Source organism: Nostoc sp., assembly GCF_036917535.1.
Classification (GTDB): Bacteria; Cyanobacteriota; Cyanobacteriia; order Cyanobacteriales; family Nostocaceae; genus Nostoc.
Genome location: NZ_JBALDA010000107.1, coordinates 78,058 through 92,619, shown reverse-complemented (window position 1 = coordinate 92,619; position 14,562 = coordinate 78,058). Strand labels below are relative to the sequence as shown.

Genomic DNA, 14,562 nt, shown 5'->3' with positions numbered 1-14,562 from the left:
GAGGGAATGGGGAGTAGGGAAAAAATTTTCAATAGGGGAGACAAAGCGTGGTTTCGCTGGGGTGGGGTTTTTAGCGTTTAATAAGCAATCAAACGGATATAACCTGAGTTCGGGATAAGCTGAAACCCTCATTACGCCGTTGCTTAATTTTGGGATCTGTCAACGTGCTTGCGTCGTTTCAGCGAGTTAACGTTGAATAAACCTCCTTAACCCGAACTGAGGTGATATAGCAATCCTAAATGAGTCGTGAAAAATATAGATAAGGAAACGAACCGCCTACTCCTACGGAGAAGCAAGCTACGCGCAGCATCTCGTAGAGAAGAACGCCATCGCGTAGCGTCTCGTTAGAGAAGGACACAAAGGGAAGAAAGAGATATATAATTTTCACAAATGATTTAGGACTGCTATATGATATTACTCAGAAAATTTGGTTTCTCTGAGGTTTGCGTCATCGAGTATGGTGTCATAGAGAATTGCTCCATGCAAGCTAGCTAGATATAAACTAGCACGATGCAGGTTAGCTCCAGAAAGGTTAGCTTCAGAAAGGTTAGCTGCACTGAGGATTGTTCCTTCTAAGTTCGCTAGATATAAATTAGCTCCAGAAAGGTTAGCTGCACTAAGTATTGTCCCAGCTAGATTAGCTTTTCTGAGATTAGCCCCAGCTAGATTAGCTTGATAGAGATTTGTCTGTTGTAGATTCGCCCCTTTCAAGTTTGCTCCTCTCATATCCGTAAAGCTCAAATCAAGTTGCTCATTTACTGGGTCTTCGTTTGCATCTCTTCTGGCAATAACAGTCAGTGCAGCTTGAATATCTAAACGAATTTTTGTTGACAGGTTGCTCGTTACTTCCTCTTGATGCGTATAAGGAGCATTTTTTCGTACAAAAGTAGTAAGAATGTCTACGATCGTCCAGTGGTACTGTGGATGATTATGGGCAATTTGCTCTAAATCATTAATTACAGCTAGATTGGTTTCTATGGTGTTATTTTTTAGCAGTTCATTTGCTATTCTTAAGCGTCGTTTTAGTGACTGATGCTGATTTTGTTTAACTTGTTCCTGGAAAACAGGTATCCGCAGGAATGTTTTTGATAGCTGGATGTGAGTTTTTGATGAAATATTTTTCATAGCATTCAAAGCATTCATAATTAATTGAATTTAAATTTAAATACTTATTTTTTCTGGAAAATTTTATTTGCATATACTATCGTTTAATACATAGTTAGTACTGAAATATCTTAATTTAACCAACAAAATCGCAAATATACAGCATTTTATATCTAAATGAAGTACATCCTTTACCCTCTTAATCCTCCTTCGTAAAGTTACCGTGTACACACAAGTGGGATTCTATTTTCAGATCCAGGTTTTACCCCCCTTAGAAAGGGGGGAGACCGGAAATCTGGTTCCCTCCCCAATACATACAGGGAGGGTTAGGGTGGGGTAAAACGAGATTCTAAACCCAGATTTCAAGCTCTTTCAGACTTGTGTGTACACCGTAGCCTTTCTAAGGGGAGCCACTGCGTTGGAGAGGCAGGTGCTAACAGCGGGTTTCCCGACTTGAAGCAAGTGGCGTGAGGGTTAGGGAGAGGTATTTTTGTACTTCATTAACTTGCAATCTGTTGTAACTTTCGAAGAAGTAGATATAAGCATACATACTCTTGCTATTCCCAATAATTCAGTTGTATTCACTAGTCTTTAGTCTTCACTGACAATTAACGTTCATCATGATAATTTTGATCTATTTATAATCATTGATTAACTAAAAATGACTATTAAAATGCAACAAAATATACAGCCATTAGTTAAAAATCTGGTGTTAATTGGTGGCGGTCACAGCCATGCTATTGTTATGAAAATGTTCGGCATCAAACCGTTAACAGGAGTACGTTTGATACTGATCTGATTACCACAGCATTAGAGACAGCCTACTCTGGGATGTTACCAGGACATATTGCCGGATTTTACAGCCACAATGAATGCCATATTGACTTGCGACCCTTGGCGAACTTTGCTCAAGCACAATTATATATTGACACGGTAGTTGCCCTAGACTTGAAAAACAATAAAGTTCTCTGTGCTAACAGACTTGTGGTAGATTTTGATGTGCTGTCTATAGATATTGGCAGCACTCCGGCTACAATATCTGTATCAGGTGCGGCAGAATATGCGATCACAGCTAAACCAGTATCGCAGCTATTACAGCATTGGCATGAATTAGTTGAAATCGTAGGTAAAAATCCTCAAGAACCAATTAGGATTGCGATCGTAGGTGGAGGCGCTAGCGGTGTAGAATTAACGCTATCGATGCAATCTCGTTTACATCGGATTTTGCATGATCAACAATCAATTCAAAACCTAGAAATTCATTTATTGATGAGAGAGAATAATTGAAAAAGTTTCTTCCCAATGGCCCAATGCCCAATGCCCTCATCTAAGCTGTTCAATTAGCTCAATAATTTGTTGGTAATACTGAATATTTCCTTCTTGATAATATAAGTCTGCGGATTTCTGAAAATCTTTAATTGCTCCTTGAGAGTCTCCCAGATTCCTGTAGACATCTGCCCGAAGGATGTAAGCTGAAGCCCAATTAGGCTGACGCTGTAAGGCTTGGTTTAAATCTGCAAGCGCTCCTTGTAAGTCTCCCAACAGAGAACGGCTACGACCCCGATTGTACCAGTCTTCGGCAAAGCTGGGGTCGATGGCGATCGCTCGACTGTAATCTTCTATTGCCCCTTGATAATCTTCTAGGGCATAGCGAGCATTAGCGCGATCACTGTAAAATGCAGCAGATTGGGGATTGATTTGCAAAGCTTTGGTGTAATCTGCGATCGCACTTTCATAAGCTTCTAAAGCATAGTGGGTTGAACCTCGGTTGTAATATGCTTCAATTAAATCAGGATTAATTTTTAATGCTTGATTATAATCTGCGATCGCTCCATGTTCATCTCCTAAAAGACGACGAGCATTTCCGCGATTGCAGTATGCTTCGGAAAAATCAGGAACAAGCTCTATGGCTTGAGTGTTATCATCAATTGCTCCCTGTAAATCTTGCAGAGCTTCACGGGCAATACTCCGACCATAATAAGCTGCGGCTAAATTATCATTAATTTGCAATGCTCGATCATAATCTTTAATTGCTCCTTTATGATCTCCTAAAGAACGACGAGCTGCCGCGCGATCGCAATATCCTTCAGCTAAATTAGGATTGAGTTGTAATAGGCGATTGCTATCTTCAATTGCACCTTGATAGTCTCCTAATCGGCGACGAGCATTAGCTCGAAAGCCGTATATTAAAGCTTGAGTCGGGTTTTCTTGTAATGCTTGGTCATAATCTGCGATCGCACCCTGATAATCTTCAAGAGTACTACGAACCAGACCTCGCTCACAATAAGCTTGCACATCATCAGGATTCAGCTTTAATGCTTGGTTAAAGTCTTCAATTGCTCCGTGATAGTTTTTGAGGTGAGCAAGCACCAGACCCCGATTATAGTTCGCTCCAGCAAAGTTGGGATTGATTTTTAAGGCGTGGTTGTAATCTGCGATCGCCCTTTGATAATCTGCTAAAGCGTAGTGAGCATTACCTCGGTTATGATAAGCCTCCGCCAAGTTAGGATCTAATTGTAATGCCTGGTTGTGGTCAGCGATCGCTTCTTGATAATTGCCTAAAATATGGTGGATGTTACCGCGATTGCTGTAAGCTGCGGCAAAATGGGGATGCCATTGTAAAGCTTGCTGGAAATCTGCGAGCGCTCCTTGACGATCGCCACGTTCAAAACGAGCTACGCCCCGATTATGATAAGCATTAGCAATATCAATATTAATATTATCAGCTAATTGGGTACTCATTTCTATTGTTTGGATATAATCTGCGAGCGCTTTGTCGTAGTTTTCTAAAGCGAAGTAGGCATTCCCCCGGCTGTGGTAAGATTGCGCCAGATTGGGATCTAATTGTAATGCGACGTTATGATCGGCGATCGCGCCTTGATAATCGGCTAAAAAGTAACGAGCATTGGCCCGGTTGTAAAAAGCTATGGCAAAATTGGGATTGATTTCGATGGCATGATTGAAGTTAGCAATTCCACTGCGATAATCTTTGAGTTGACCACTTAAAATCAGCCCTAGATTATGGTAAGCTTCGGCATAGTTAGGATTTAACTTGATTGCTTGGGTGTAAGCTGCGATCGCGGCTTGATAGTCTCCTTGCAAATTGTGGTTTAATCCTTGATTGAAAAAATCTTCAGCATTCATATAATTTTTTTGGTTTGTGACATTCCCTAGCCTAAAGCATTGGGATTCTTAATGATATGTTTTCAAAATAATTCCAACTACTATTATGCTTGTTAACCCTACAAACCAGTTTTATTTATTTTAAATTAGATACTTTTGAACAATTTGTAAACTATTTGGTATTTAAATTATAACTATCTGTTCTTTCTCAAATTTTATATTTCATTATCTTCTGTAATGATTAAATAGTAGTGAAATGTCAACTATTTAAAGCGTGTTTGGGTCAATTCCTTGCTGTTGTAATCTTGCTAACAGATTTTGCAATTGTTCTTCAGATGTTGAGTATCTGTTACCATACTCATCATACCAATATAACCATTCCCGTATTCTTCCTTGATAAGTACCTTGTTCCCTTCCAATACCTAAACCAATTTCTGGCATCCAAATTTTATCCCCTAATTGTAAAATATATTTACCTTCAAATAAGCGATAAACTTCTAAGCGTTGACGCTTCCGCCGGAGGCGAGTTGGTGCATAAATTACATAATACAAAATGCCTAATTCAGCATAATCAATTTTTTTCTGTTCGTATTCGCCGTTGTAAGTTTGAGAAACAACTTCTAATACTAAAATTGGTGGAATGCCTTCTTCTTCCCACAAAACATAACTAGAACGTCCATTTTCTCCAACAAAACGTTCTACACCTAAACTCAAGAAACCATCAGGAACTATAGCTCCAGTACTTGGTGTATGATAAATACCCATATTAATACCGAAAAACCAGTCATCGCGGTTTTGCCAAATCGAGGCTAAGATGGCTAACAATAAGTTAGGAATTAATATTTGGAGTTCATTATCCACGGGAGTATCATCTGAGTCTGGTAATTCTGCCGATGAAGGTAGGCAGTCTAACGGATTGTAGTTGAACATAACTAGTCCTCAATCCTCAATATCTAAATTTCAACTTATTTTCCCATAATTTAACGATAGCTCAGGTTGCACAATTGAAACGAATTTTACAAGGGGAGAAGGTCTACTGTAAACCTACAAACTTTCAAATAAATCGACCTCTTGGATAAATCATAAATAAGAACCCCACCCCGACAAAGCTATGCTTTGTCTTCCTTCCCCTTGTTAAGGTGAGGGGAGTTAAAGACTTTTACAAGATATATAATGATTAACAATAACTTTTACGAAGTCGGGTATTTGCGGCTTGCAATACTTAAAAATAAGTCAGGATTTCTATATCTTGGATAATGGGAAAGTAGACATAGATAACCTGTAGTCTATGTTTTTAGACTTCGTTTGTAGAATTTCAAACTTCCAGTCTGAATAATAATCAGGCAACTCATAGCCAACACTCTTAACATGAGCCAACATCAACTCATCTCGATGATGCCAAACGTCAAATATTTTTTCCCTGCCATCATATAGCGTTTCTAAATCGATTTGATAAAACTCATTTACGCGCTTCAGCTTCAAACCCAATAAATTTAATAGTCGGCTAAGTATTTTTATTGCTGAAACCTGGTCTTTTTCTCCAACTAAATTAATACCAAGCACTCTTTTAATATGTTTACTATGCTGAAAAGCAATATTTTTTAGCAATATCAAATCTGGATCATTATCATTAAATTCGCGTTTTTCTTCAAGAAACTGAAGCATTCCTAAAACTTTCATAGCTTCAACCTTGAGCGTATAAGTTTTTAAATCTGGGAGAAAAACTTTTCCTTCGCCCCAAAATAATTGTTGATGCCACTCTTGCTCGTCTTTCACATGAAAATACTCGCTTTCATGAGTTAAATAATAGTGAATTAACAATTGACGATAATATCCTTGTTCATCCTGTAATTTCAGCCAAGGAGTAATTTCTACACCATATCTTTGTCTAAGAATATATTTGTTAATTTGGTTGCGTTCTCCATCTATTAGGGAATGCTTAACTAACATCTGCTTATATTCTATATAATCGATGTCTTTAGCATTAGCTACAGCAGTTGCTACCGATAGTTGATTTTGCTGCTTAATTTCTTTTATTTTACGTTTAATTTCTTTAGCTTTTTGACGACTTTGTACCCAATCTTTTTGAACTTTAACAATTTCTAAAATTAACCGTTTACGGGTAGCTAAATCATCAGCATCAGTTGCCAAAAACGCCAGGCGTAAATCTCGAATAATATTATTGTGAACAGCATTACTCCGCATCTGAATTTGATGCCCATCAGCAATCAAACCATCTTGCATCGATTGACGGTAGAGGCGGATAGAAGCATTTACCCGTGCAGATAACTTAGCCCAAGTTCGCAAATGAATAGGGTCATGAACTAAAGGTAAATCCACATCTATTTTATGTATTGGACTAAGCAAAGCTAAGTTTTCTTTTTGATTTTCCTGATACCAATCAGATAGCAAGCGATAATTTGTACTACCACTACCAATTAAGCCAATACCTTGTTTAGCGCACCAGACAACACGCGGCACATCATCCCGCACTCTTGCTAATGCTTGTCTTGCTTCCGAGTCAGGAATCACCCCTTGAAAAATGCCATAAACTCGGTCAAAGTGTTGGACATCAATACTAATTCCCGTACCAAGGCTAGGGGTAACAAAAACGCCGTCATACTCAGAGATTTTTTCATTGATAGCTGCGATAAAATCAACCGCTTCGTGACCAGGTGTGTTTATAGTGTGGCTACTAACTACTAAGGTTTTGGGAAATTGTCGTCGTAATTTTTGTAAGCGTTCTTTAAGATAACGTTCGATTGTTTCACAACTGTAACGCCCAGCACGACTATCGGTAGTAACATAACATTTACGTCCAGCAAGTAAATCTAATTCCAGTTGGTGAATTAGCGGTGTTGGATTCGGCGAATCATAAAAAGTTACGTCCCAACCATGCTGAGGTTTCCACTGGTTAAGAACTACCCAAGGTGTTAATTTTATTCCTGCCAATCCCTGTAAATATTCAAGTGATACATCTGATAAATCAGCATCTTGGGCAATTACTAACCCCCCAGTTGTTAAAACTGTAGAAATTAGTTGCTGGAATAATTTTAATATTTTTACACGCTTTTGTTTACAAGTATTACTATTTAATAGATGCCACAAAGATTGCTCCACCTCATCCAAAATTACTATTGCTCCTCGCCAATTTTCCGGGTTGAGTTTCCAAATCGAATCAACGCACAATCCAAGGGACTGCTGAGGAGAGAGTGAGCGGAGAATGGGAGGAGCAGGAGTAAGTCTTTTATCAATCTTTTTCTCCGTATCTTTTTTATATGTTCCCCATTGAATCCCAATCTTTTCACACAAAAATCTTCCTAGTAAGATTCTGTGAGTAATTAATAAAATGGGTTGATTTTTAATTTTTGCTTGCTTAACAACAGCTTGCAGTGCTGTAGTTTTACCTGTTCCTTTTGCTGATTTGACTCCTACTAATCCACAACTGGGGAAAGGTATTTCACTTATATAAGGGCGATTGAAAGTGAGTGCAGCAGGAATAGTTAACTCAGTGTGGGGTTTGGTTTGAGCAAGATAAATTTCTAAATCAACACTTTGACGATAAGTTTTATCAAAACTACTTGCACCTTTTGCAACGATAAATTCATCAACTCCTTTTTCTATTCCTGGAAGTTCGATAATTTTAACAGTGCATTTTTCTTGTTGGAATAAACAACCAAGTTGAGAAATAGCATTATTTACAGCAGCAATTGTTTTAGGTTGAGTTTCAAAATCAAAGCAAATATAAAAGTTACGCTTTGTAATTGCAAACGCTGCTAAGTCAGGAACTAGCTGACGACGGGTAACTTTGCCAAATTCATCTTTAACAACTCGATAACCACTGGTAATTCCAGGAATGGCAATAGCTGCATATCCTTGTGTCAACAGTGTGGCTGCTTTCTTCACACCCTCGCAGAGAATGAGGGGAATGTTCTGTTGCATCACCCATTGCCAAAAGCCTTCAGCTTCACCATCAGCAGTAATGGTAATATTGTCAGGCATGACCAGATTGTAACGTCCAGCGACTTGCTGCCATACTTGCAGCGTTACCCGTAAACAAAACACCCGCGTTGGCGTGCTGGGAGGATGCTCGTATTTGATGGACTTACCATTGTGATTCTGTCGCGGTTGGTTTGGCTTAAAGCATCCCCATTCCATCATTTGCCAATTATTTAAAGGGTCTAGCCCCGAACACCACCAACCACCTTCAGTAATATGAGCATAACGCTGCAACCATTCAGCTTTCACCATTCCGGTATTGGTGCGGGGGAGTAGCTCAGAAATCAATAGGTACTCAAAAGCTGTTACGCCTTGGAGTGACCTAAAATTGAGTTGCACTAGGTGTAAGTCTATACCACTACTCTTGACTAGTTCTTCAAGATGTTGGGGGTGTAAATAGTGCAGATGCATAGGGAAAGGCTCAAAGGGAAAGTCAATGAGATTAAAACATTAACATGCATCTGCTTTTTTTATTTAAGAGAGATTGCGAAGCTTTTGTGTTGCTTTTCTGACTTCGTTATGGGAGACACATCGGTTAAGACTCTAGTGGGTTATTCTGCCTATTAGATCCCCGAAGTAATAATTTTGTATTGTGATATTTATTCGCAATTAATTTTTATTTATCAGTAAATTTCTACGTTAAGGAATGCGATCGCTATAGGGTAACATCTTGCAAGACAAGCTCTGTCAAGAATCGTAGACGCGCACTGGCTTGTAGCTATGTGCTATTTCAGTAATGATATCGAGCTTGAAGAAAATCAATTCGGTCATCACCTACTAGATAAACAATCCGGTGTTCTTGAGTAAGTCGCCGCGACCAAGCATCTGAATCTAAATATTTCAATGGTTCAGGTTTTCCAATATCTGTAAAAGGATCTCGCATAATCGCTTCAACCAAGTTAAAAGCGCGAAGCACAGTTTTGCGGTTTGTCTCTATCCAATATGCGAGGTCTTCCCGAAATTCTGGATGAAATACAGCATCTCGAACTTTATTTTCTTGGGGTTGGGTTTCATCCTTCTTTTTCTTCGTCAACACTCAACTCCTGACGTAGTTCGTTAATATTTTGAGGTTTTAAAGTTCTAGCTTTTGCTCTTTCCAAAGCAGTTAATAGACGGACTGCATTTTTAGGTGAACGAAGTAAATGAGATGTTTCTAGTAAACTATCTAGTTCATCAACAGCAATTAGGGCGACACTTTCGCCTTCTTGTCAATTAATAATTACCACTTCTCTATCTGCAACTACTTTAGCGCAGAGTTCGGCTAGGTTGTTATGAGCATCAGTCAAGTTTGTCTGGTTGGACATGGTGGGAGATTTCCTAATGCTGTAGGCTTTATAGTAAATAATAGCTTGATTGGTTGGACAATTGTATATTAGCTAAAATTAGTATTGATAAGTGCCTTAAACTTATAACTGGAGTTTAGACTAAAAGCGATATAAGAGAACGCAAATCAAATAAAATTACAGATTAAAAATATTATCTTGTCAGTCTCAAAACATCCACGACTTTTGATAATTATGTAATATGTATGTGTGAAATATAAGTACAATAATGATAATCGTTAAAAAGGTGGGAGAGAAACGAGCGTTGCTCGTTTCTCTCCCACCCCCCGCATTTGATTATCATTATCTTGAGTCTGGGACTAGATGGAGAACGATCAAGAAAAAAGGGGTGTCTGATTGAATACAGTCCCCCTTTTGGCAGAAGGTGAGAAAAGAACTACCATTACTCACCTACCAACATGAAAAATGCCAGACTTGAAGAGTTTCGTCAAGTAGCCTACAAATATTTAGGTAGAGCCAAAGACGCGACCTTTGAATTAACAGATGCCATATTGCTGACCCGAAATATTTATTGCCTAGCAGACTTATCCTTATCACCAGTGTTTAGACGCAAGTGGCCGAGCATCTATGAGGCATTACAAAATAGCAGACCACAGCGACAGAAATTGATGCAGTTATATATAAAACAGATACCAATAGGGAAAAGACCTCTATTGGCAGGCGACCATACTAACTGGTCACGCCCAGATGCAGTCAAACTACAAGAAAGAACTTATGAACATAGTGGCACATCCATAGCGGGAAATAAACCAATAACCGTGGGACAGGGATATAGCACAATTGCCTGGATACCAGAAACTGAAGGAAGTTGGGCATTACCTTTAAGACATGAACGAATCACAAGTGCGGAAAGTCCGATGGGGAAAGCAATTTGGCAATTAAAACAGGTATGTAAATATTTACCCTCCAGACCGATTTCCGTTTGGGATAGTGAATACGGTTGTGCGCCTTTTTTGTTAAAAACTGCCAATATTCCGGTGGATATTCTCGTTCGGTTGCGCTCAAATTTATGTTTATGGGGTGAACCTGAAGCTTATTCTGGGAAGGGGCGACCCAAAAAGCATGGTGATAAATTTAAACTCAATGAACCCATAACATGGAGTGAAGCGACATCTATCTTAGAAGTCAATGACCCAAAATTAGGACGTGTGCGTGTTAGCTTATGGAAAGATTTACACTTCCGTAAAGCGCCTACACTACCCATATTACTGCTCAGGGTTGAACGTCTCGACGCGCAAGGTAACATGAGAGTGTTCAAACCTTTGTGGTTGGCTTGGGTAGGAGAACAAATGCCACCCCTAGAGGAAGTTTGGTGTCTTTACTTGCGTCGCTTTACAATTGATCATTGGTATCGCTTTTTAAAGCAACGTCTACATTGGACTGTGCCAAATTTAAGCACTCCCAAGCAATGTGAGTGCTGGAGTGATTTGATGCCTCTTATGACTTGGGAGTTATGGTTAGCTCGTGATATTGTTACTGACAATCCTCTACCTTGGCAGAAGTCTCAGGGTAATTTGACTCCTGGAAGAGTTGCTCAAGCTATGGGTGGAGTTTTCGCGGTGATTGGCACTCCTGCTGTTGCACCCAAATCTCGCGGAAAGTCCCCTGGTTGGGAACCCGGCAAAAAGCGTCACCGTAAAAACCGATGTCCCATTGTTAAAAAAACAGTAACACCACCACCTAAAGAACCATCAATTGCTGTTTAATACTCAAGATTATTCATAATTTCACTATGTCTCTGATTAACTCAGCCCTGCTGGGTCTTTTTGTATGGCTTAGTCTAAACTCCAGTTGATTTACTTTATAAATCATCTCTTAGTCCATGATATTTAATGTACTTAATTGACGTGCTTTTATAACATTGTTTAAATCATGAAAAATCTCTTTTTCCATCAATATTTTTATACTTGAGAGCTTTTCAAAAACTTTTTCATGGGTAGCGAGAGGATAAAAACCTAATATTAAATTGATTATATTAGTGCGCTTGTCAGGGGAAATGTCTATTTCCAGGTAGATGATAGAAAAAAACTTCTCAGCAATTTTAGATGTTAATTCTGCTAGGGTTCCTGTTTGATTATTTATAATAACTTCATATCCAATCATGCAATTAACATTTGTAACTATGGATTGACTACCATAAAACTCTAGTAGATACTCCTTTAAAAACTCTCCTTCACTAAAGTATTCGTTGGTTTTTTTGTTTTTTTGTTTTCCTGCCTTAGTTTCAGCCTTTATTCTTTCCTGATAAAAAATATAATTTTCTCTTGCTTTTGTACTTAAAAGGAATAATAACTTTTCTAACTTATTGTATTCATTATAATTTACAATACTCTTAATATTTATTTCTTGCAAAGAATTAAACAGTTCAATTAAATTGTGTCGTTTCTGTGTTTTTTTATTTTTGATTTCTTCTGGTATATGTACAATGAGTTGGATCACATTACTATCTTCTTTTGATTTTGCTTGAAAAATATTGACTCCAAAATTAGCTAGCTTATTAGCTATCTCAGCTATAGTTCCATTTAAATTTGATAATACTGTTATTTCTAATTGAACTAATGGAACACATTGTAGCTCTGACTCTAGAGGAGACTTTTTTTTGATCTCTAAGTATCCATTGGCAATTTTAGATAAAAGCTTGCTAATACTTGGCTTTCCATGATACTCACATTTATTTTCCTCTGCTAATTGTTTCAATTTTTGCTCGACATGTTCAGACATTCGTATTCGCTTTACTTGAGTTGCACTTGTCATTTTTAAAATTAATACTTCAAATCTTTACTACCTTAGCTTTTGTGTACCACACTTTTGCCATAAAGTACCACACTTTTTTAAATAAATTAAAAATTATAATTATTTTTTCCGGCTTTAGACCACAGAAGTGTGTTAATCTTTTCTTACTCCCTCTAAACCCCTAAGTCTATAGGGAATTAGTAGAAGGCGCTATGCAAAATAGCAAAGTTATAAGCAATCTTTGGAAAAAAGCTGCTGTAATTGGGGGTAAATGAGCAACAGTACAGAAAGTTACGCTAAGACTGAAAGTCTTACTGGACAAGCTGCAAATCATTTTTTTGCACCTCAATCATTGTGTCCAGCGCCCTGTTCAAAATACCAAATAACCTATACCTCGGTGGATACCCTTCCAGGAGCAAATGCTGCGGGGCTGCCACTTTAAGCGGATTGAAACACAATAAAAATTAAAATATTTTTAGTTGCAAATAATCCTGGCTGAAACGGATGATTGCAGGTTTGAACGATTAGGATTACAGGTTGCTACACGTATATATATTTTTTTAGATAATAATATTTATGTAGCATCACTGAATATGACAGTTCTAAACTGACTTCAAAAATGAAGTTAATAGAATAGTCACATTTTAACCAGTTTAGATACTTAAAATAAATTCCGCAATTTCAAGGACAAAGTAAAAAAAGTAACCGTTCACGGGGGTGAGCAAAAAATGTCCGACATAAGATCATACGGAATCAGTATGAAAACAAATCTAGGTTTGATTTTTAACGGATAATTCTGAGTAGTCAAAAGTCCTACATTGGTCTGCAAATTGTCTTTTAGATATTTGAAGTAAGATTAATCCCGATCATAAATCATCCCAGAGCATTGCACCGCAAAAGCTTTAGCTTTTATACGAATGATCTACCCTCTCCCCCCGCAAACAGTTACAAAAAAATACACAAAACTGGAAATTGCTGCTGTGTTATTTCTATCTATTGATAGGTCACATTTTTAAATTTACTGGTACTGATTGATTGTGATTGCATTTTGAGGAGATAGAGCAAGCGCAGGGATTAATTTAGTTCTCTAACTATTGATGTGATGGATTACAAATCATTATTGTTTTGGTAATGGCGATAATTACTCTTCAAAAGTTAGATGAATTTTATACATCGGTAATAGTTAACTATTCAATAAATCAATTCCCAGAAACATTGTTATTCATTAATAATGTGACGAATTTAACAATACTTCAAATCAACAAAAAAATGATTCACCAACCACATGACCCTGAAGTTTTGCAGGTGATGCAATCTCAAGCGCTTTCTGCTCATATCAAATATCGTCTCTATATATTAAAACCACAACCAAACGTGTCTCGCGAGGATGTACTGCACTACGTGATTTTGTCTTTCATTGAAGCAATAGAATCGGGTAGGGAAGTCAGGAATCCAGTTGCATACTGTAAACGTATTGCCGAACGCTATATCATAAAACAGTATGATCTCTGCCGCCAAAGCATCTTGGTAGAGTCCGGTACGCTCGAATTTCTGGAGAATATTCGTTACCAAAAGCCTTCTTCAGCATTCGATACAGACGATATAGTATATCTCAATTCCCAAATTGCGCGGCTAAAAGATTGCGAGCGCCAAATTATTCAGTGGCGATTTTTCGAGAATTTCTCGTGGAGCCAAATCGCTGTCCTCCTTTCTAGTTCAACCAAAGTTGTCAGCGAACAAACTGCCCGTCAAAGGGGAAAACGCGCTCTCGACGCATTACGCTCTTTATATGTAAATGACTCGCCAAGTTATTGATAGCAATTTTGCTTTTGTAAGGTGCGATTTGAAATTACCGTTCCCATAACACCGCCGACGCATTAAACCCAAGCAAAAGCTATAGGACTCCTATTTGATTTTTGAACAAGATTCAGTACACATCTACCTTCTTTTTTGTTCCCTGTTCCCTACCTACGCAGATAATTTCAGGAATCAAATCGGATTACTATATTACATTTATATTATCATTTTATAGTATAAATGTACTAAATGTCAAATGAGCAACCACTAGGTTAATTGGTACGTTCTAATTTCGCGAAATGAATGGTTTTGGTCATAGTGCGGGTAGTGCAGCCCACTACTTATTTAATATAAATTGTGCTTTTATAATTAGCTCTGATTCGTGACAAGTTAAGGTTTTTTAGGTTTTGTCAAGAGCCAGTATAAAGAAATTAAAAAAGCTGGGAAACTAGTGTTAGTGCAT

Annotated in this window: 8 protein-coding genes and 1 pseudogene; 3 read left to right on the top strand and 6 right to left on the bottom strand. The window is 38.0% G+C overall.

Features of this window, described 5'->3' with window-relative positions; genetic code table 11:
* Window positions 1–414: 414 nt before the first annotated feature.
* Window positions 415–1,143 (bottom strand): pentapeptide repeat-containing protein, encoded by a 729-nt coding sequence (locus V7K56_RS35350; RefSeq protein WP_334918558.1) that lies wholly within the window; start codon window positions 1,141–1,143, stop codon window positions 415–417.
* 634 nt (window positions 1,144–1,777) lie between these two features.
* Here V7K56_RS35350 and V7K56_RS35345 point away from each other — a divergent pair.
* Window positions 1,778–2,382, top strand: a pseudogene (locus V7K56_RS35345) (FAD-dependent oxidoreductase); the annotation flags it as partial.
* A 45-nt stretch (window positions 2,383–2,427) separates the two neighbouring features.
* Here the strand turns inward: V7K56_RS35345 and V7K56_RS35340 are convergent.
* The 4 genes from V7K56_RS35340 to V7K56_RS35325 form a co-directional block, all read right to left on the bottom strand.
* Window positions 2,428–4,248, bottom strand: a complete 1,821-nt coding sequence (locus tag V7K56_RS35340) for a tetratricopeptide repeat protein (RefSeq protein ID WP_334918556.1) — start codon at window positions 4,246–4,248, stop codon at window positions 2,428–2,430.
* Window positions 4,249–4,494: 246 nt separating this feature from the next.
* Window positions 4,495–5,157, bottom strand: coding sequence for a Uma2 family endonuclease (locus V7K56_RS35335; protein ID WP_334918554.1), 663 nt, complete (start codon window positions 5,155–5,157; stop codon window positions 4,495–4,497).
* A 312-nt stretch (window positions 5,158–5,469) separates the two neighbouring features.
* Window positions 5,470–8,637, bottom strand: coding sequence for a plasmid replication protein, CyRepA1 family (locus V7K56_RS35330; protein WP_334918552.1), 3,168 nt, complete (start codon window positions 8,635–8,637; stop codon window positions 5,470–5,472).
* A 319-nt stretch (window positions 8,638–8,956) separates the two neighbouring features.
* Window positions 8,957–9,259 (bottom strand): Txe/YoeB family addiction module toxin, encoded by a 303-nt coding sequence (locus tag V7K56_RS35325; protein WP_334918550.1) that lies wholly within the window; start codon window positions 9,257–9,259, stop codon window positions 8,957–8,959.
* A gap of 708 nt (window positions 9,260–9,967) precedes the next feature.
* On the opposite strand from V7K56_RS35325, the gene V7K56_RS35320 reads away from it, so the two are divergent.
* On the top strand, window positions 9,968–11,275 hold the full coding sequence (locus V7K56_RS35320; protein ID WP_334918548.1) for an NF041680 family putative transposase: 1,308 nt from the start codon (window positions 9,968–9,970) through the stop codon (window positions 11,273–11,275).
* 109 nt (window positions 11,276–11,384) lie between these two features.
* Here V7K56_RS35320 and V7K56_RS35315 read toward each other — a convergent pair whose 3' ends face one another.
* Complete coding sequence (locus V7K56_RS35315; protein WP_334918546.1) at window positions 11,385–12,290, bottom strand: hypothetical protein; 906 nt, start codon at window positions 12,288–12,290, stop codon at window positions 11,385–11,387.
* A gap of 1,281 nt (window positions 12,291–13,571) precedes the next feature.
* Between V7K56_RS35315 and V7K56_RS35310 the strand changes: the two genes are divergently transcribed.
* A complete protein-coding gene (locus V7K56_RS35310) occupies window positions 13,572–14,117 on the top strand; it encodes a sigma-70 family RNA polymerase sigma factor (RefSeq protein ID WP_334918544.1) in 546 nt (181 codons plus the stop codon).
* Window positions 14,118–14,562: the final 445 nt, after the last annotated feature.